Consider the following 16,540-nt stretch of genomic DNA (forward strand, 5'->3'; position numbering starts at 1 on the left):
CGCGACGGGTCGACTACGACTCGGTCAGCGGCGGACCGAGCGTCGACAGCGCGTCGAGTCCCTGTGCCTCGTCCGGCAGTTGCGGAACCCGTCTGACCGGGAGGTCGAAGCGGTCGTCGATCTCGCGTAACCGTTCGGCGTGTCGTTCGGCGTCGCGTCGACAGCGGTCACACGGACAGTCCGCCTCGTTCTCGAAGATTCGGTTCACCACCAGCGAGTCGACCGGAACCGCAGCGTCGCCGAGTCGGGAGACGAGACGCTCGGTTTCGGCGATCGCCATCCGCTCGGGCGTGAGGACGACCCGAAAGCTTGTCCGCGTCGGGTCACGCAACAGTTCGCCGACCGCGTCGACCCGCTCTCGGAGCGACGCGACCTCGTCGTCCTCGTCGCGAGACCCCCAGTAGGCCGCCGGACCGAACACCATGCTCTTGGCCGCACGGGCGGTCCGCTGGACGCGCTGCTGTACCTCGCCGGCGACCCCGAGCGTCTCGCCGAGCACCTCGGGGAGGTCGAGCAGTCGCAGCGTGTGGCCGGTCGGCGCGGTGTCGAAGACGACGTGGTCGTACTCGGCGTCGGCGTACCGGGCGATGTACTCCAGGGCGGCCACCTCGTCGCCGCCGGGGACCAACCCCGCCTCGAACAGTCGTTCGAGGTCGTCGTCGGCCAGTCGCAGGCCGGCCTCGCGAAACTCCGCTGCGAGCGCCTCGACGACGCGTCTGTAGGCGTCCTGTCCGCTCTCGGGGTCGACCTCGACGGCGTCCAGCGAGTCGGTCACGGGCTCGGGGTCGCCCGACAGCTCTCGTTCGAAGGAGTCGCCGAGCGAGTGTGCGGGGTCCGTCGAGACGACGAGCGTCTTCGTGTCGGGTTCGTCAGTCGAGAGTGCGAGTGCGTGGGCGGCAGCACACGTCGTCTTGCCGACGCCGCCTTTCCCGCCGTAGAGGACGATGTCGGTCGTCTGTCGGTCTCGAGCGTCCTGCGTCATGACACCCTGTTTACGTGCCAGACGTACAAAGGCGAGGGTGGAGGGTGGCGGACGCACACCGCACTCGTCACCGACTATTTGGCATCAGGTCGAATCGTCAAGCAGCCGGCCGTGGACGTCGATCTCGCCGTTCCGGATGCGCGTGCTGCTGATCCGGACGCCGTCTTCGGCGACGACGAACGGCGGCGTGTGGATCTCGAGTGGTCCGAGTCCGCTGTCGACGCGTTGCTGGTTCACTTCGTGTGCGCGCCGCTGGGCCTTCGACTCCGGCGAGGCGATGAGCGCGTCGACGTCGGGGCGAGTGGCGGCGGGGCCACGCGTGTCCGCCAGTTCGATGATCTCGTAGGACGCCGTGTAAGCGGCGCTCGTCCGCTCGAGTTCCGACTCGAGGTCGTTTCGCCGGCGCTCGAACGTCCCGAGCAGTTCGGCGTGCGACTCGTTGCGCATCTGTGTCGCGAGTTCGGTCGACGTGAGGCCGACGACGACGTGGCCGTCGCCGTCGCCGTCGTGGCTGGCCGTCTGAAACGCCTTGTGTAGGAGTGCACGATGCCCGTTGTGGATCGGCGTGAACGTCCCGCCGAGGATCGCGATGCGTTCGTTCTGCGGCACAGTTGCCCGATTGTCCCCCACGTAAATATATGTTGTAGCGACAGACTCAGCCGATCGTCCGCTCGACGTCGGTCTCGATCTCGAAGTTGCCGCCCTCGCGGACGACGTCGACGCCGTAGAACAGCAGCGTGAGGCCGCCGACTGTTCCCACTACGAACAGCAGCCACTCGGCGGCGGCCGCGGTGCCGGCGAGGACGCTCGGGAGGTAACTCGCCGGGAGGACCAGTGCGAACAGCGCGTACGTCACTCCGACGAGGTACCGCCACGACACCGTGACGGGGCCCAGCGCGATGTGGGCGACGCTCCCGGCCAGCAGCGCCGAGAGGCCGGCGAGCAGCATCGCCGGCATGACGATGCTCGACGCGAGCGACGCCGGTCCGAACAGCGCGACGAACCCCGCGACGAGAAGCAGGTCCAACAGCCCCAGATAACGGAACCACGACTGTCTCATGGGATCAGTTGCCGACTGGGCCTAAAATAGCTGCTGTCACGCGGCGTGGCTCCGATTCGACGACAACCTAATCTGTATCGTGACCGAACAGTCACCCATGTACTCGACGATCCTCGTGCCGACTGACGGAAGCGAGACTGCGACCCGTGCGGTCGATTACGCCGTCGACGTCGCCGACACGTACGACGCGACCGTCCACGCGCTCTCGGTCGTCGACGCGGGCGACCTCGGGTTGCGGACGCCGCCCGACGTCGATGTCGAGGAACTCCGCCGTCCACTCAGGGAGCGGGCACAGAGCGCCGTCGACGCTGTCGTCCGAGCGGGCGAGGCGGCCGACGTTCCCGTCGTCGCGGCGGTTCGGGTCGGCGTCGTCCACCGGACGATCCTCGACTACGCTGAGGAGAACGAGGTCGACCTCGTCGTGATGGGGACGCACGGCCGCTCCGGCCTCTCGCGGGCGCTCCTCGGCAGCGTGACCGAGCAGGTGGTCCGCGAGTCGTCCGCCCCCGTCCTCACCGTCGCGCCCGATGGGAGGCGGGAGCAGGACGCGTAGGCGCGTGCTGTCAGTCGAGAACGAACCGCCGATACCGTCGAACGGCGTAGCGATACGAGAGCAACGGGACGCTCGCGGTCAGCGCGAGGTAGAGGCTGACAGCTATGTACTCTCGCCACCTGTCTCTCTCACAGATAGTTCGTCTATGTCGTCAGACCCAACCACCACCACGTCGGTGCTCGCATCGACCGCCCTGTCGGCCGAGCGGTTCGAAACGTTGGCCGAGCGTGTCACCGCGTCCGGTACGGAACGCATCCACGTCTCGGCGCCGGCGACCGACAGCGAGTTCGCATCGGTCCCCGCGTGCGACGAGGGCGACGTCGACGCCGCCGTCGAGCGAGCGCGAGCGGCGCAGTCGGCGTGGGCCGACCGCTCCCCCGCCGACCGTGCCGCCGTCGTCGACCGGTTCGGCGACCTGGTGCTCGAACGTCGCGACGAACTGCTCGACCTGACTCAGCTGGAGACGGGGAAGGCCCGCCGCACCGCCGCCGAAGAACTGCTCGACGTGCCGATGTCGTGTACGTACTACGCCGACACCGGTCCGTCGCTCCTCGGGGAGGAACGCCGCCGGGGTGCGTTTCCGGGCGTGACCAGCGCGCGCGTGAGCTACGACCCGGTCGGCGTCGTCGGCGTCGTCTCGCCGTGGAACTACCCGCTCACCCTGGCCGTGACCGACGCGATTCCCGCGCTCGTCGCCGGGAACGCGGTGGTCCTCAAACCCGACGAGAAGACGCCGTTCGTCGCCCTCGCGCTCGCCGAACTCCTCGAAGAGGCCGGACTCCCCGACGGCGTCCTCGAAGTCGTCACGGGGTCGGGACCGGTCGCAGGCCCGGCCCTGATCGACCGAGTCGACTCCGTCGCGTTCACCGGCAGCACCGAGACGGGACGGAGCGTCGCCGAGCGGGCGGGACGGAACCTGATCGACTGCTCGCTCGAACTCGGCGGCAACAATCCGCTGGTCGTACTCGACGACGCGGACGTCGAGGAGGCCGCCCGGGGGGCGGTCGTCGCCTGCTTCACGAACGCGGGACAGCTGTGTCTCTCGGCCGAACGCGTCTACGTGGTCGAGCCGCTGTACGACGCGTTCCTCGACGCGTTCGTCGGTGCGACGCGTCGCCTCTCGCTCGGCACCGAGTTCGACTACCGGGCCGACGTCGGGTCGCTCATCGACGCCAGCCAACTCGACCGGGTCGAAGCCCACCTGACGGACGCCGTCGAGACCGGCGCGTCGGTCGTCACCGGCGGCCGCCACCGCCCCGACGTAGGGCCGTTCTGTTTCGAACCGACGGTGTTGACGGACGTCGACCCCGACTCGACCGTGGCCTGCGAGGAGACGTTCGGTCCCGTCGCGTCGGTGACGGCGGTTCCCGACGCGGCCGCGGCCGTCGCCGCGGCCAACGACTCACCTTACGGGCTGAACGCGAGCGTCTGGACGGCCGACCGCGAGCGCGGCCGGGCGGTCGCGAGACGGCTCGAGTGCGGAACCGTCTGCGTCAACGACGCCTACCTCTCCGGGTGGGCGGCTATCGACGCGCCGATGGGTGGTTACGGGGACTCCGGACTCGGTCGCCGTCACGGGCCGGAGGGGTTGCGACGCTTCCTCGACTCGAAGACGATCGCTACCTCCCGCGTCGGCCCGGTCGCGTTCCCTTCCGGCGGTGCGACGAAGTGGGCGCTCGGTGCGGCGTTCGGACTCTTCGGCCTCCAGCGACGCCTCCGGCGGTGGCGGCGATGACCACCGACGCACCACTCGACCCGCAGATCCTCCTGACTGGGTTCCCGGGGTTTCTCGGCTCGCAACTCGTCGAACGACTGCTCGACCGCGGCTCCGGCCCGGTGGCGTGTCTCGTCCAACCGAAGTACCGCGACCTCGCCGAGCGGCGCGCGTCGGAACTGGTCGAGGCAGACGACCGAGCGCGGATTCGACTCTACGAGGGCGACATCACGGACCCCGGACTCGGTCTCGACGGTCTCGACGACCTGTCGTCTGTGACGGAGCTGTACCACCTCGCCGCCGTCTACGACCTCGCGGTGTCGCGCGAGGTCGGGGAGGCGGTGAACGTCCGCGGCACCGAGCACGTCCTCGACGTCGCCGAGGAGCTCGACGTCGACCGCTTCCAGTACGTCAGCACCTGCTACGTCAGCGGACGGCACGAGGGCGTCTTCACCGAGGATCACTTACAGGAGGGACAGACGTTCAACAATCACTACGAGGAGACGAAGTACCGCGCGGAGCTGCTCGTCCAGCGGCGGATGGCGGAGGGTCTGCCGGCGACGATCTACCGTCCGGCCATCGTCGTCGGCGATAGCGAGACGGGTGCGACCCAGAAGTACGACGGTCCGTACTATCTGCTCCGGCTACTCCTCGCCCAGTCGTCGGCACTGTCTGTGCTGGCGACCGTCCCCGGTGCGGCCGAGACGGAACTGAACGTCGTCCCGCGGGACTTCGTCGTCGACGCCATCGCACATCTGAGTCGGCGAGACGACACCGTCGGCGAGGTCTACCAACTCTGTGACCCCTCGCCGCTGTCGGTTCCACGGTTCGTCGACGCCGTCGCCGAGGCGGCCGGTCACCGGACCCTCTCGGTTCCGCTCCCGAAACCGACGGTGAAGCGGTTGCTGCGGTTGCTCCGGGCGCGAGGTGTGCCCGCGGAACCGGCGACGCTCGACTACTTCGACCATCCGACGCGGTACGCCTGTCCGAACACACGCCGTGCGCTGGCGGGAACGGAGGTCACTTGCCCGCCGTTCGAGTCCTACGTCGACCACCTCGTCGCGTTCGTCCGCGAACATCCGACGATTCGCGACGACGCGATGGTGTAGCGCGCGACGAACCGGTCGAGACAGGCGTCGAATTATGTCGCTGGCTGTCGAACTAGAGACATGCTCTCCGGAAAGGTAGCCATCGTCACGGGCGGGTCGTCGGGAATCGGACGAGCGATCGCGGCCGAATACGTCGAGCAGGGCGCGACGGTCGTCATCTGTGGTCGGACCGAGTCGACGGGAAGCGAGACGGCCGAAGAGATCGGCTGTGAGTTCCGGCAGTGTGACGTCCGCGAGTACGAACAGGTCGAAGCGCTCGTCGAGGGCGTCGTCGACGAGCACGGTCGCCTGGACGTGATGGTGAACAACGCGGGGGTCGGCAGCGAGACGAGTCTCGACGAGATGAGCCTCGAGGAGTGGCACAACGTGATCTCGACGAACCTCGACGGCGTGATGCACGGGTCGAAAGCCGCGTTGCCGCATCTGTTGGAGTCGGAGGGCTGTATCGTCAACGTCGAGTCGATCTACGGCCTCCGAGGAGGGAAAGGGGCGACGTCGTACTCGGCCGCCAAGGGTGGCGTCGTGAACTTCACGCAGCAGGTCTCCGTGGACTTCGCCCACAAGGGCGTCCGCGTCAACGGGATCTGTCCTGGGTTCGTCCGTACACCGATGACGGAGGGCCTGCTCGAGGAAGACCGGTTCTACCAGTTCCTCGAGTCGCACACGCCGATGGGGCGACCCGCGGAACCGGAGGAGATCGCACCCCTCGCGGCGTTCCTCGCCTCCGACGGTGCCTCGTACATCACCGGCGCGAACATTCCGGTCGACGGGGGGTGGACGGCGTTCTGATCGGCGCTACGCGGTCGGGTCCTCTTCGAACCCCGGCGGAATCCCCGTGGATCTGAGTCCGGTCTGTTCGTCGATCCGGAACTGGTAGATCCTGATGTTGTCGTCGGTCAGTGCCTGCTTGAGCGCGTCCGGACGCCACGCGCTCTCGACGTCCTCCTGTACCGTCTTCCACTCGCTCTTGGGAACCTCATTGAGCGTCCCGGTGAGCAGGACGCTCCGCCAGGTGAACGTCGTCTCGGCGCTGTAGACGAGGAAGCGGGCGACGTCCGCCTGTTCGCTGAGCTCCACCTTCCTGCTACTCTCGCCGAGGAAGTAGAGCAGATACAGTCCCGACTCGCCGTCGAACCAGAACGACATCGGCCGGAGACTGGGCGCGCCGTCCGTCGGCAGTCCGAGCACGCCGACGCTGTGACTCGATAGGAACCCGCGGATCTCCTCGTCGCTCATCCGGTCTACGTCGTACTCGGTGATTTCGTCTACCGTCATACGGTATATGTCTGTCACCATTCGACATAATTCACTCGTCGATTCCCGCCGAGAGAGAACCGAAGAGAGGGCCGAGCGGCGTACGCCGGCGTGGTCAGCGGTCCCGACGTGCGTACTCCGGCGGCGCGTACACGTTGATCGTCTCCAGTGGCTCCGTCCCGGTGTTCGAGATCTCGTGGGTCTCGCCGGGTTCGACGAGGACCAGCGTCCCCGCTTCGAGGTCGACCGACTCGCCCGCGACGGTCGCCGTCCCGCGTCCGGAGACGACGTAGAGCCACTGGTCGCTCCTCGCGTGTGCGTTCGACGGCCCACCCGTCGACTGACCGGGTGCGAGCACCATCGTCGCCGCCTGCGACCGTTCGGTGCCACCGACGACGTCGAAAAACCCGCTCGCCGCCGTCGTGTCGATCCGCTTCATCCGTCCTCCTCTCCGTCTTCTGTCTCGTCGTCGGACAGCGCCGGCAGCCGTCGGACGACGACAGTCGGTGCGAGCGAGCGGTCGGCAATACGCTCGGACGGTTCGCCGAAGACGAGTTCACGAACCGTCGGACGACTCTCGCCGAGGAGGACGGGATCGGTTCCGATCGACGCCGCGTCGACGATGACCTGCAGCGGCGTCTCGCTCAGTAGCACCTCGCTGTCGATCCAGTCGTCGGGTTCTTCGCGTGCCCCGAGTGCGAACGACAGCGCCGCGGCGGGACCCGCACGTCCGGCAGCGAACCCGGGGAAGACGAAGATGCCTGCGCCGACCACCGTCCCGACGCCGACCGCGACCCCGCCGGTGAGTCCGATCGTCCGTTCGAGTTCGACTTCGTCGTCGGAGACGGTCAGTTCGTCGGTGGTCTCGACGTTCGGGCCGGGCGGTTCCGACGGTGTCGCATCTGGTTCACGAGGGATCGTCTCGTCTGGGTCTGACTGACTCATCCACGAGTGGATACAACGACGGGCACTGCCTTTTGACTTCCTCCTCCGCGTTCATGCCGAGGAGGAAGTCAAAACTGCACACGGACAGAACGGCGCAAAAATCTCTCCGTGTGTGTTGTTGTCTCCTATTAGAGGAACGAGACGAAGACACTCGAACCCGGGGACGCGCAGACGCGTCGGTGCGACCGCCGGCGACGTACGCTCCGGGTACAAACCGGTTTCGACGATTGTACGGACGTGTGAGCGAGCACATCGTTCTTTCCCGTTCAGGACGTACGTCTGGTATGACAGACACGTTCGTCGTCGTCGGTGGTGACGCAGCAGGAATGAGCGCGGCCAGCAAGGCAAAGCGCGCAGACCCGGAGTTAGACGTCGTCGTCTTCGAGAAGGGTGAGTGGGTCTCGTACGCGGCCTGTGGGATGCCGTACTACGTCAAAGGCGAGATCGAATCGCTGGACGACCTCGTCCAGGTCACGCCCGAGGAGTTCCGGACGGAACGAGATATCGACCTGCGGACGAACCACGAAGTCGTCGCGATCGACCCCGAAGCACGGACCGTGACCGTCGCTGCGAACGGCGATCGGTTCGAGCAATCGTACGACTCACTTCTCGTCGCGACCGGCGCTCGCGCGATCGAACCCCCCTTCGACGGCATCGACCTCGACGGGGTGTTCACGATACACAGCATGGACTCGGCGGCCGCTATCCACGAGTACGTCGAGAGCGAGCGACCGGAGACGGCAGCCATCGTCGGGGGCGGATACGTCGGCATCGAGATGGCCGAAGCGCTCGACGCCCGTGGTCTCGACGTCCACACGTTCGAGATGCTGCCGCACGTCCTCCAGCCGTTCGGGGAATCTGTCGCGACCGTCGTCGAAGACCACCTCCGAGAGAAGGGCGTCAGCCTCCACCTCGACACCACGGTTTCGGGGTTCGCAGGCGAAGACCGCGTCGAAGCCGTCCGATTAGAGACCGAGACGGTCTCGGCGGACGTCGTCGTCGTCGGCGTCGGTGTGGCACCGAACGTCGCGCTGGCCGAGGAGGCGGGGATCGAACTTGGGGAGACCGGTGCGATCGCGACCGACGAGTACGGCCGAACGAACTACGACACCGTCTACGCGGCAGGTGACTGTGCGGAGTCGACGGACGTCGTCACCGGCGAACCGACGCACGTCCCGCTGGCGTTGACCGCGAACCGTGCCGGCAGAGCTATCGGACAGACGGTGACAGGAACGCCCACCGAGGTCGGAACGATCGCAGGCACGGCCATCGTCAAGGCGTTCGACCTCGGCGCGGCACGGACGGGCATCGTCGACGAGTCAGCGGCGCGCGAGGCAGGGTTCGACCCGGTCTCCGTCGAGATCACCGACGCCGCTCGCGCACACTACTATCCAGGTGCGACCGATCTCACGGTCACCCTCGTCGGGGACAGCGAGACGGGGCGGGTCCTCGGCGCGAGCGTCGTCGGTCGAGAAGGAGCTAAACGTATCGACACGGTCGCGACTGCACTCCACGCCGGCATGACTGTCGAGGAGGTCGCAGACCTCGATCTCGCGTACGCGCCGCCGTTCAGCCCCGTCTGGGACCCGATCGCGACCGCCGCGAAGGTCCTCGCGGGCAAACTCTAGCACCTCGGCTATCGGGGCGACCGTCCGCCGAGCGCTCGTCTGAGAAACGACAGCGTGCCGTGCCACGCAGCGGCGTTGGCACGAGCGTTCGCTGCTTGACGACCGCCGTAGACGTTGTACCGGTCTCTCGTCGTCCCTGCCGTCGGTAGATAGGGGAGTCTGAGGTAGTGACCTGCCCCAGCGTGCCGTTCGTGGGTGTACTCGTGCGGATATCCGGTTCTGTCGAGGCGGTCGACGACGCGCTCCGAGAGCACAGCAGACGGCCACCGTCTGTCGTCCGTCACGGAGACCAGATAGACGGGTGCGTCGGTGTTCTCGACCGGAATCGTCGCCGAGTCCAGTTCGGCACTGCTCGCCTCGGCCAGTGCCGGTTCGTAGTAGGACAGCGACGGGGACGGTGGTGCTCTCGGGGCGACGTCCGCGAGTTCGAGAAACGGTACCGGGTCGCCGTCACGCGACCACGCGGACGTTCCCGCCGGGGTTCGTCCGACCCCGAGTCCCTCCCAGACGACACCGCTCGGGACCCACCCGACGACTGCCCCGACGTCGTCGGTCTGACTGCCGACAAGTAACGCCAACTCACCCCCTCTGGAGAACCCGAACAGTCCGACGTCCCGGCCAGCGACACGGTCGTGGGTCCGGAGCCACGACGTCGCCGTCTCGACGTACTCGACCGGAACCTCTGTCAGCGTGTTCGGAATCGAATCTGGCTCACCGAAGTACTGCAGCACCAGCGTCGCGAACCCTCGAGAGGCCAACAAGCGGCCGGTCGCGAGATGTGGTCGCCCGCCCGCTCCGTGGAGATGGACGACGGCAGGTGCAGGTTCCTCACCCGGCGGGACCAAGAACTCACCGACGAGGGCGTCGTCGGTGACGGGTCGCCGTTCGACGTCGGGGTCGAACAGCCGTCGCGTCGTCGTCTGCTCGGCTACGGGTTCGCCGTCGACTTCCACGACGAGCGTGACGTCGTAGGCCGACTTCGCTGGAACGAACAGCGCGTCCGGTGGGAGCAGTCGGTCCGGGTCTGCGCCGTCGGGTCGCATCGACCAGAACAACCCCATCGGATCCACGCCGTCGTACGTGCCGTCAGCCGGGGCTCGGTCGGGGAGAGAGACAGTGCCGTCGGAATCGGCTTCGAAACGGGCGCTCGCTACCCACTCGGTTCCTCCTCGCGAACGAGCGCTCGCCCGGACGTCCAGCGACGTCTGTGGCTCGACACCACCGACTTCGATGCGAATCGACTCGTCGACGAGCGCCGTCGTCGGAGCGGTGATCGACGGTGGAGACTCCCTCGTACTACAGCCTGCGGCCGAGAGGAGTCCGACACTGCTCACCGTCGCCAGTAGCTGGCGTCTCGACCGTGGATTGCCGTCTGCCCACAGGTGATTCGCACCCACCATCGTCTTCGAACTGTTCGTGTGCTGACTTAATCGTGCTGTCTCTGCAGCGGGCGACGAGCCCTGCGAGCCGCTGGGTCCCGTAGCGCCCGCTGCACGATAGCAGTCGCGTCCGATCGACCGACGTCGCGTCGAGAGTGCATAGTTATAATGTCGCTCTCGTCGACACGTCGTCACAGACGGAATGACTGACACCGAGGACGGATACACACGACTGCAGCGAGGGGGGTTGGTCCTCGGACCGTTCCTGTTCGTCGTCGTTCGACTCTTCGTCTCCCCGGCGGGACTGTCACCGGCGGCCAACGCCGTGCTCGCGGGGACGCTCTGGATCGCGGCGTGGTGGATGACCGAAGCCGTCCCGATTCCGGTGACGAGTCTGCTGCCGATCCTGCTGTTCCCGACGCTCGGCGTCGCGACCGTCGTCGAGACGGCCGCTCCGTACGCCGACCCGGTCGTGTTCCTCTTCCTGGGTGGGTTCCTGGTCGCGCTGGCGATCGAACGGTGGAACCTCCATCGGCGCATCGCGCTCGGCGTCCTCCTCCGCGTCGGCGACGACACGCGTCGGCTGCTCCTCGGGTTCATGCTCGTGACGGCGTTTCTGTCGATGTGGGTCTCGAACACCGCGACGGCGATGATGATGGTCCCGATCGGGATGGCGGTCGTCGCACAGGTCGACGCGTTTCGAGCGTCCGGGGAGTCGGCGGAGCCAGCGGCCCCCGACTTCGAGCTTTCACCGGAACCGCTCGCCGCGGGCGAGACCGAACTTCCACGGTCGAACTTCGGCACCGCTCTGATGCTCGGTATCGCCTACGCGGCCTCGGTCGGCGGCGTCGCGACGATCATCGGGACGCCGCCGAACGCCATCCTCGCGGGGATCGCGCAGTCGACGCTCGGCGTCCGGATCGGCTTCGTCCAGTGGATGGTGTTCGCCCTCCCCATCGCCGTCGTCTTTCTCGGCGTCACCTGGGTCGTGTTGATCACGCTCCTCCGACCCGAGGTGCGGACGGTACCCGAGAGTCACGCCGTCGTCAAATCGCAGTTGGAGGCACTCGGACCGATGACCCGCGGCGAGCGGCGGGTCGTCGCCGTCTTCGCCCTCGTCGTCTCCGGGTGGCTGCTCCGTCCGTTCGTCATCGAACCCGTCGCACCGGGCGTCACCGACACGACCGTCGCACTGGTGGGCGGCATTCTCGTCTTCCTGGTTCCGGTCGACCTGAAGCGAGGCGAGTTCCTCCTCGAGTGGGAGGCGACCACGCGCGTCCCGTGGGGCGTGTTGCTCCTCTTCGGCGCGGGGTTCTCGCTGGCCCGACTGTTCCAACTGAGCGGGTTGGACCGGTGGATCGCCGGCAACCTCGTCGCGTTGCGCGGCGTCGAGTTCGTCTGGGTAGTGCTGGCGGTGGCGACGCTCGTGGTGTTCCTCACCGAGGTCACCTCCAACAGTGCGACCGCCTCGCTGTTCATCCCGGTGATGGCGAGTCTGGGGGCGTCGCTCGCCGTCTCGCCGATCGTACTGATGGTGACCGTCTCGGTGGCCGCCTCGCTGGCGTTCATGCTCCCGGTGGCGACGCCGCCGAACGCCATCGTCTTCGGCAGCGGCTACGTCTCCATCCCGCAGATGGCCCGCGTCGGCTTCTGGCTGAACCTGCTCGGCATCCTGTTTCTGACGCTGATGGCGTCGCTGTGGTTTCCGATCGCGTGGAACCTCTAGACGGACGGAACAGTATCTATTCACGTTCTAACATACGTTTTTCGTCAGCAAAATCGAGATAACACTATGGAGCCAGTCCGGAGTAGCCTCGGCGGTGGCATCGTCGCGACGATCGTGCTTCTGGCGTTCTTGCTGGTCGCCGACCTCGTTCTCGTCGGGCGCAGTCTCTTCGTGTTCGCGACCTTCACGAGTCTGTGTGCCATCGGTGGTCCGCCTTACTGTGCACTCGGGACGTCGACGGCGACGCTGCTGACGTATCTCTGGTTCGCGGCTCTGTTCGCCGTGGCGTGGCCGCTGCTGTTCGGCGGCTTCACGTGGGGGTTGCCGGGTGAGTCCGGGGTTGCCCACGGCGTCGCGTTCGGCCTCGTCCTGTGGGGGGCGTACCTCCTCGTCGCGATACTGAACGTCGGCATCGGCGGCGAGACGCTCGACGAGAACCTCCCGACGTTGACCGTGACGCTCCTCGGCTATCTCGTCTACGGAGTCGTTCTCGGGGGCGTGTACGACTACCTCGCCGACCATCGAACGTTCCTGAGCGAACCGGAGGACCAGCGATGACGGCGCCGTCCACCACGTTCACCGTCAATCGTCTCGACCGGAATCCTACGACGGCGCGGTCGACGGAGTTCGTCGAACGGAAAGGAGTCGGTCATCCGGACTCCATCTGTGACGGCATCGCCGAGGCCGTCTCGCGCCGCCTCTCGCGACACTATCTCGAGGAGTTCGGTCGGATCCTCCACCACAACACCGACAAGGTACAACTCGCTGCCGGGACGACGACCCCGGCGTTCGGTGGCGGCGAAGTCGTCGAGCCGATCTACGTCCTCCTCGGTGGTCGAGCGACCAACGCCGTCGACGGACAGCACGTCCCTGTCGACGATCTCGCGGTCGAGGCCGCTCGAGGCTACGTCGAGACCACCTTCGAGGAGTTACCCGACGACGCGGTCGAGTTCGAGTCGCGTATCGGCGAGACGTCGGCGGGGTTGAAGTCGCTGTTCGACACACGGGGCGTCCCGTCGGCGAACGACACCAGCATCGGCGTCGGCTATGCACCGCTCTCCGAGACGGATCGCATCGTCGCCGGACTCGAACCTGCGCTCCGCGAGGTCGACCCCGCGGTCGGTGCGGACGTCAAACTCGTGGGCTGGCGCACGGACGACGAACTCCACCTCACCGTCGCGGCCGCGATCGTCTCTCGACACGTCTCGGACGTCGACGAGTACGTCGCGGTGCGAGACCGGCTCGAGGAACGTGCGAGACGGTACGCGAGCGAGCGAACGGAGCGAACCGTCTACGTCGACGTCAACGCCGCCGACGACGTCGAGGCCGGAGCAGTGTATCTCACCGAGACCGGCCTCTCTGCGGAGATGGGCGACGACGGAAACGTCGGCCGCGGCAACCGCGTCAACGGACTCATCACTCCCCACCGGCCGATGAGCCTCGAAGCGTCGGCCGGGAAGAACCCGGTCACTCACGTCGGGAAACTCTACAACCTCGTCGCCACCAACGCCGCCGAACGGATCCATCGGGAACTCGGTGCCGAGCACACAGAAGTGAAACTGCTCTCGCAGATCGGGATGCCGGTGACCGAACCCGTGGCCATCGACGTCGATACGACGGCACGGGACGACGACGACGAGGTACGAGGCATCGTCACCGACGAACTCGACCGTCTCGACTCGCTCACCGACGAACTCGTGGCCGGGACCGTGCGCCTGTTCTGAGAGGCGTTCACCCCACACCACCAGTCCTTATACTCGAGCGACATGTAGTGGCTGGAATGGTCGCGAGGTGGTTCGGTCACGGGGTGGCGAATGCGTCGCTCGGGTGGGTGTCGGTCGTGTACTGCGAAAGGTGGAAACAATCGCTTCCGACTCACCAGCCTGTGCTACCGTGTCGCTTTGATCCCGACGAAGGAGCCGTCGCCGTACCCCTCCTCGATCGGTTCGGGGCCGTCGATCTCATCGAGCCAGTGATAGATCGTCTGGACGAACTCGAAGTCGGTGAAGCCGGCGGCTTCGAGGGCGTCGACGAGTTCGTCAGTCGAGACGAACACCGCATCCCGGTAGAAGGGGTTCTGCTCTTTCGTCTCCTGATAGCGACGACCGACAGGGCTGTCCTTGTCGATGTACCCGATCACGAGCGCGCCGTCCGGGTCGAGGACGCGCTCGGCGTCTGCCAGGGTTCGGGGGATGTCGTCGACGAAACAGATCGTTGTCACGATCAACGCGGTGTCGAACGTCTCGTCTCTGAACGGGAGCCACTCGGCGACGCCTCTGAGAACCTCGACGCCCCGCTCGCGAGCGTATCCGAGCATCTTCCCTGACGGGTCGACGCCGATCTGCATCCCCAGCGGAGCGGCGAAGCGCGCGCTGCCGACGCCGATCTCGACGCCGTATCCGGTCGTCGGCACGAGCCGGCGGAGGGCGTCCAGTTCGGACCGATAGGCGTCCTCGTGGTGCTCGAACCACCCCTCGTATCGTTCGGTGTGCTCCTCGAACGGCGCTGTTTTCGGCATAGCCGGAGGTACGGGTCGTGACGATACCAACGTTTGGGACAGTATCTCTCGCCCCACGGTAACGTTTGTTATACTACCGCTCGTCTGCTCCCGTATGGACGAACCGTCGACGGTCGAGAAGGGCGGGAGCGGGTTCGAGGGCGTCACGCTGCTCCTCTGTGAGAACCCGCTGCCACCCATCGACGAGGCGATCGACGCTGCACGCGAGGAACTGCCGCGGAGCAACCACTACACGGAGCCCTACTCGGAGCCGTTGCGACGGCTGCTCGGCGACCGTCTCGACGTGCCGTCCGACAATCTCCATCTGAACGCCGGCTCCGAGTTGATCCTCCGACAGCTGTTCGATCGGTTCGGGCAGCAGGTCCACCTCGTGACGCCGACGTACCCGCTGTTCACGGAGATCGCAGCGCGGTACACCGAGACGCGACTCCAGCCCGAGGCGGCGTTCCGGTTCGACCTCTCCGAGTTAGCGGTCCCCGACGGGACGACGCTCGCGGTCCTCGTCAACCCGAACAACCCGAACGGGGGCAGCTTCGAGGTGGACGCGCTCCCGGCAGTGCTCGAAGCGAACCCGGAGACGCGATTTCTGGTCGACGAGGCGTTCGTCGACTTCGCCGACGAATCGGTCGCCTCGTTGGTCCCGACGTACGACAACCTCGTCGTGACCCGCACGTTCTCGAAGGCACACAGTCTGGCCGGGTTTCGTGTGGGCTACGCGGTCGTCCCCGAACCGCTCGCCGACGAGTTGAACGCGAGCAACGACGCCTACCCGTTGGCGAGGCCGAGTCAGGCGGCGGCGATCGCGACGCTCCGCCACGAGGCGGAGATCCGAGACCGCATCGAGACGCTCCGTTCGTGGGCGGAAGAACTGGCCGAGGAGCTCCGTGTGCTGGGCGTCAAGACGTTCCCGACCGAGACGTACTTTTTTCTCGCGGACTTCAGCCCGCACGATGCGACCGACGTCGCAGCACAGTTGCGGGAGCGAGACGTCTTCGTCAAGCCGCTCGGCGACGAGCGCCTCGGCCCTGGCTACATGCGGGTGACGACGGCGACGCCGTCGGAGAACGAACAGGTCGTCGACGTACTGCGCGAAATCCTGTGAGTACACAGACGCCGTCGAGACGGCCTCGAGATCGGCCATTCGGACGTGAGCCGATCGCCACCACGAACCGTCGGGATTCCTGTCCAATCGCCGAAAAGACGATGAGGAGTGACGAAGAACGTACTGTATGGTCGAAACCCAGTGGGCAGAGCTCGGTGGCAAGGAACTCCGGTATCTCGACCAGACGTGGGCGTGTACCGGCGAAGTCGACGTCCAGCAGAGCGGCGAACTCCTCGCAGTCAGAGCCAAGCAGACGGACGACGTCAAGGGCCGCTCTGCGACGCTGTTCTTCGCGGTGCAGAACTCGCCGGACTCGTTGAACCCGGGCGCGCTCGGCGACCACTTCGATCGACTCGGACAGGAAGACGGCGAACACTATCTCGAACTCAGGACGGAAGGGCGGACGTATCGCTACGGCCTCCAGCGGATGTCGTACGAGTGAGAGCCGCCTGCCTGTAGCGCGCCACCGACGCCTCGTTCTCGCCGCGAAAGCTATGTTACAGGGCTATCGGTGTAAGAGACAGTCCGGAAAAACGAGCGGTAACGCTTGTCACACGCCGGTTCGCCCGA

General features: G+C 66.5%; 18 protein-coding genes. 10 read left to right on the top strand and 8 right to left on the bottom strand.

Translation table 11 applies throughout. The features are described 5' to 3' along the window. Positions 1-13 precede the first annotated feature (13 nt). The 3 genes from BSG17_RS00580 to BSG17_RS00590 all read right to left on the bottom strand — a co-directional run bounded on the left by BSG17_RS00580 (position 14) and on the right by BSG17_RS00590 (position 2,042). Positions 14-982 carry an ArsA family ATPase gene (locus BSG17_RS00580; RefSeq protein WP_089820531.1) on the bottom strand — a complete coding sequence of 323 codons (969 nt, stop codon included), beginning with the start codon at positions 980-982 and terminating at the stop codon, positions 14-16. A gap of 84 nt (positions 983-1,066) precedes the next feature. Beyond that, a complete protein-coding gene (locus tag BSG17_RS00585; protein WP_089820532.1) occupies positions 1,067-1,591 on the bottom strand; it encodes a phosphopantetheine adenylyltransferase in 525 nt (174 codons plus the stop codon). Positions 1,592-1,637: 46 nt separating this feature from the next. Then, positions 1,638-2,042, bottom strand: a complete 405-nt coding sequence (locus BSG17_RS00590) for a DUF7994 family protein (RefSeq protein WP_089820533.1) — start codon at positions 2,040-2,042, stop codon at positions 1,638-1,640. A 97-nt stretch (positions 2,043-2,139) separates the two neighbouring features. On the opposite strand from BSG17_RS00590, the gene BSG17_RS00595 reads away from it, so the two are divergent. The 4 genes from BSG17_RS00595 to BSG17_RS00610 all read left to right on the top strand — a co-directional run bounded on the left by BSG17_RS00595 (position 2,140) and on the right by BSG17_RS00610 (position 6,207). Beyond that, positions 2,140-2,595: a universal stress protein gene (locus BSG17_RS00595; protein WP_089820534.1), complete on the top strand. Its 456-nt coding sequence runs from the start codon at positions 2,140-2,142 to the stop codon at positions 2,593-2,595. Positions 2,596-2,740: 145 nt separating this feature from the next. After that, entirely contained in the window at positions 2,741-4,330 is a 1,590-nt protein-coding gene (locus BSG17_RS00600; protein WP_089820535.1) for a succinic semialdehyde dehydrogenase, read from the top strand. Further along, positions 4,327-5,418 carry an SDR family oxidoreductase gene (locus BSG17_RS00605; RefSeq protein WP_089820993.1) on the top strand — a complete coding sequence of 364 codons (1,092 nt, stop codon included), beginning with the start codon at positions 4,327-4,329 and terminating at the stop codon, positions 5,416-5,418. Before BSG17_RS00600 ends, BSG17_RS00605 begins: the two co-directional genes overlap by 4 nt. A gap of 60 nt (positions 5,419-5,478) precedes the next feature. After that, a complete protein-coding gene (locus BSG17_RS00610; RefSeq protein ID WP_089820536.1) occupies positions 5,479-6,207 on the top strand; it encodes a meso-2,3-butanediol dehydrogenase in 729 nt (242 codons plus the stop codon). A gap of 6 nt (positions 6,208-6,213) precedes the next feature. Here the strand turns inward: BSG17_RS00610 and BSG17_RS00615 are convergent, their stop codons facing one another. From BSG17_RS00615 to BSG17_RS28545, 3 genes are all read right to left on the bottom strand, one after another. Continuing rightward, positions 6,214-6,693, bottom strand: a complete 480-nt coding sequence (locus tag BSG17_RS00615) for a pyridoxamine 5'-phosphate oxidase family protein (RefSeq protein ID WP_089820994.1) — start codon at positions 6,691-6,693, stop codon at positions 6,214-6,216. A gap of 94 nt (positions 6,694-6,787) precedes the next feature. Continuing rightward, positions 6,788-7,111: a cupin domain-containing protein gene (locus BSG17_RS00620; RefSeq protein WP_089820537.1), complete on the bottom strand. Its 324-nt coding sequence runs from the start codon at positions 7,109-7,111 to the stop codon at positions 6,788-6,790. Continuing rightward, positions 7,108-7,617, bottom strand: coding sequence for a hypothetical protein (locus BSG17_RS28545; protein ID WP_394327939.1), 510 nt, complete (start codon positions 7,615-7,617; stop codon positions 7,108-7,110). Before BSG17_RS28545 ends, BSG17_RS00620 begins: the two co-directional genes overlap by 4 nt. Positions 7,618-7,901: 284 nt before the next feature. Between BSG17_RS28545 and BSG17_RS00630 the strand changes: the two genes are divergently transcribed. Next, positions 7,902-9,245, top strand: a complete 1,344-nt coding sequence (locus tag BSG17_RS00630) for an FAD-dependent oxidoreductase (protein WP_089820538.1) — start codon at positions 7,902-7,904, stop codon at positions 9,243-9,245. Positions 9,246-9,253: 8 nt separating this feature from the next. On the opposite strand, the gene BSG17_RS00635 is transcribed toward BSG17_RS00630, so the two are convergent. Beyond that, on the bottom strand, positions 9,254-10,645 hold the full coding sequence (locus tag BSG17_RS00635) for an acyl-CoA thioesterase/bile acid-CoA:amino acid N-acyltransferase family protein (RefSeq protein WP_089820539.1): 1,392 nt from the start codon (positions 10,643-10,645) through the stop codon (positions 9,254-9,256). Positions 10,646-10,826: 181 nt separating this feature from the next. Here BSG17_RS00635 and BSG17_RS00640 point away from each other — a divergent pair, with 181 nt between their 5' ends. The 3 genes from BSG17_RS00640 to BSG17_RS00650 all read left to right on the top strand — a co-directional run bounded on the left by BSG17_RS00640 (position 10,827) and on the right by BSG17_RS00650 (position 14,074). Beyond that, positions 10,827-12,350, top strand: a complete 1,524-nt coding sequence (locus tag BSG17_RS00640; protein ID WP_089820540.1) for an SLC13 family permease — start codon at positions 10,827-10,829, stop codon at positions 12,348-12,350. Positions 12,351-12,416: 66 nt separating this feature from the next. Next, positions 12,417-12,908, top strand: a complete 492-nt coding sequence (locus BSG17_RS00645; RefSeq protein WP_089820541.1) for a DUF6789 family protein — start codon at positions 12,417-12,419, stop codon at positions 12,906-12,908. Further along, a complete protein-coding gene (locus BSG17_RS00650; protein WP_089820542.1) occupies positions 12,905-14,074 on the top strand; it encodes a methionine adenosyltransferase in 1,170 nt (389 codons plus the stop codon). The genes BSG17_RS00645 and BSG17_RS00650 overlap by 4 nt, the downstream gene beginning before the upstream one ends. 164 nt (positions 14,075-14,238) lie before the next feature. Here the strand turns inward: BSG17_RS00650 and BSG17_RS00655 are convergent, their stop codons facing one another. After that, a complete protein-coding gene (locus BSG17_RS00655; RefSeq protein WP_089820543.1) occupies positions 14,239-14,868 on the bottom strand; it encodes a class I SAM-dependent methyltransferase in 630 nt (209 codons plus the stop codon). Between the two features lie 94 nt (positions 14,869-14,962). Between BSG17_RS00655 and BSG17_RS00660 the strand changes: the two genes are divergently transcribed. Together BSG17_RS00660 and BSG17_RS00665 are read left to right on the top strand one after the other, a co-directional pair. Then, positions 14,963-15,970: a pyridoxal phosphate-dependent aminotransferase gene (locus BSG17_RS00660; RefSeq protein ID WP_089820544.1), complete on the top strand. Its 1,008-nt coding sequence runs from the start codon at positions 14,963-14,965 to the stop codon at positions 15,968-15,970. Positions 15,971-16,097: 127 nt separating this feature from the next. Next, a complete protein-coding gene (locus BSG17_RS00665) occupies positions 16,098-16,412 on the top strand; it encodes a hypothetical protein (protein ID WP_089820545.1) in 315 nt (104 codons plus the stop codon). The last annotated feature ends 128 nt before the right edge of the window (positions 16,413-16,540 follow it).

Origin of the sequence: Halogranum amylolyticum (genome assembly GCF_900110465.1) — an archaeon.
GTDB classification, from domain to species: domain Archaea; phylum Halobacteriota; class Halobacteria; order Halobacteriales; family Haloferacaceae; genus Halogranum; species Halogranum amylolyticum.

Excerpts from the sequence above, each read along its gene's own strand:
- BSG17_RS00580 (WP_089820531.1), bottom strand. The coding sequence starts at position 982 with ATGACGCAGGACGCTCGAGACCGACAGACGACCGACATCGTCCTCTAC.
- BSG17_RS00590 (WP_089820533.1), bottom strand. The coding sequence starts at position 2,042 with ATGAGACAGTCGTGGTTCCGTTATCTGGGGCTGTTGGACCTGCTTCTC.
- BSG17_RS00595 (WP_089820534.1), top strand. The coding sequence starts at position 2,140 with ATGTACTCGACGATCCTCGTGCCGACTGACGGAAGCGAGACTGCGACC.
- BSG17_RS00600 (WP_089820535.1), top strand. The coding sequence starts at position 2,741 with ATGTCGTCAGACCCAACCACCACCACGTCGGTGCTCGCATCGACCGCC.
- BSG17_RS00605 (WP_089820993.1), top strand. The coding sequence starts at position 4,327 with ATGACCACCGACGCACCACTCGACCCGCAGATCCTCCTGACTGGGTTC.
- BSG17_RS00610 (WP_089820536.1), top strand. The coding sequence starts at position 5,479 with ATGCTCTCCGGAAAGGTAGCCATCGTCACGGGCGGGTCGTCGGGAATC.
- BSG17_RS00615 (WP_089820994.1), bottom strand. The coding sequence starts at position 6,693 with ATGACGGTAGACGAAATCACCGAGTACGACGTAGACCGGATGAGCGAC.
- BSG17_RS00620 (WP_089820537.1), bottom strand. The coding sequence starts at position 7,111 with ATGAAGCGGATCGACACGACGGCGGCGAGCGGGTTTTTCGACGTCGTC.
- BSG17_RS28545 (WP_394327939.1), bottom strand. The coding sequence starts at position 7,617 with ATGAGTCAGTCAGACCCAGACGAGACGATCCCTCGTGAACCAGATGCG.
- BSG17_RS00630 (WP_089820538.1), top strand. The coding sequence starts at position 7,902 with ATGACAGACACGTTCGTCGTCGTCGGTGGTGACGCAGCAGGAATGAGC.
- BSG17_RS00635 (WP_089820539.1), bottom strand. The coding sequence starts at position 10,645 with ATGGTGGGTGCGAATCACCTGTGGGCAGACGGCAATCCACGGTCGAGA.
- BSG17_RS00640 (WP_089820540.1), top strand. The coding sequence starts at position 10,827 with ATGACTGACACCGAGGACGGATACACACGACTGCAGCGAGGGGGGTTG.
- BSG17_RS00645 (WP_089820541.1), top strand. The coding sequence starts at position 12,417 with ATGGAGCCAGTCCGGAGTAGCCTCGGCGGTGGCATCGTCGCGACGATC.
- BSG17_RS00650 (WP_089820542.1), top strand. The coding sequence starts at position 12,905 with ATGACGGCGCCGTCCACCACGTTCACCGTCAATCGTCTCGACCGGAAT.
- BSG17_RS00655 (WP_089820543.1), bottom strand. The coding sequence starts at position 14,868 with ATGCCGAAAACAGCGCCGTTCGAGGAGCACACCGAACGATACGAGGGG.
- BSG17_RS00660 (WP_089820544.1), top strand. The coding sequence starts at position 14,963 with ATGGACGAACCGTCGACGGTCGAGAAGGGCGGGAGCGGGTTCGAGGGC.
- BSG17_RS00665 (WP_089820545.1), top strand. The coding sequence starts at position 16,098 with ATGGTCGAAACCCAGTGGGCAGAGCTCGGTGGCAAGGAACTCCGGTAT.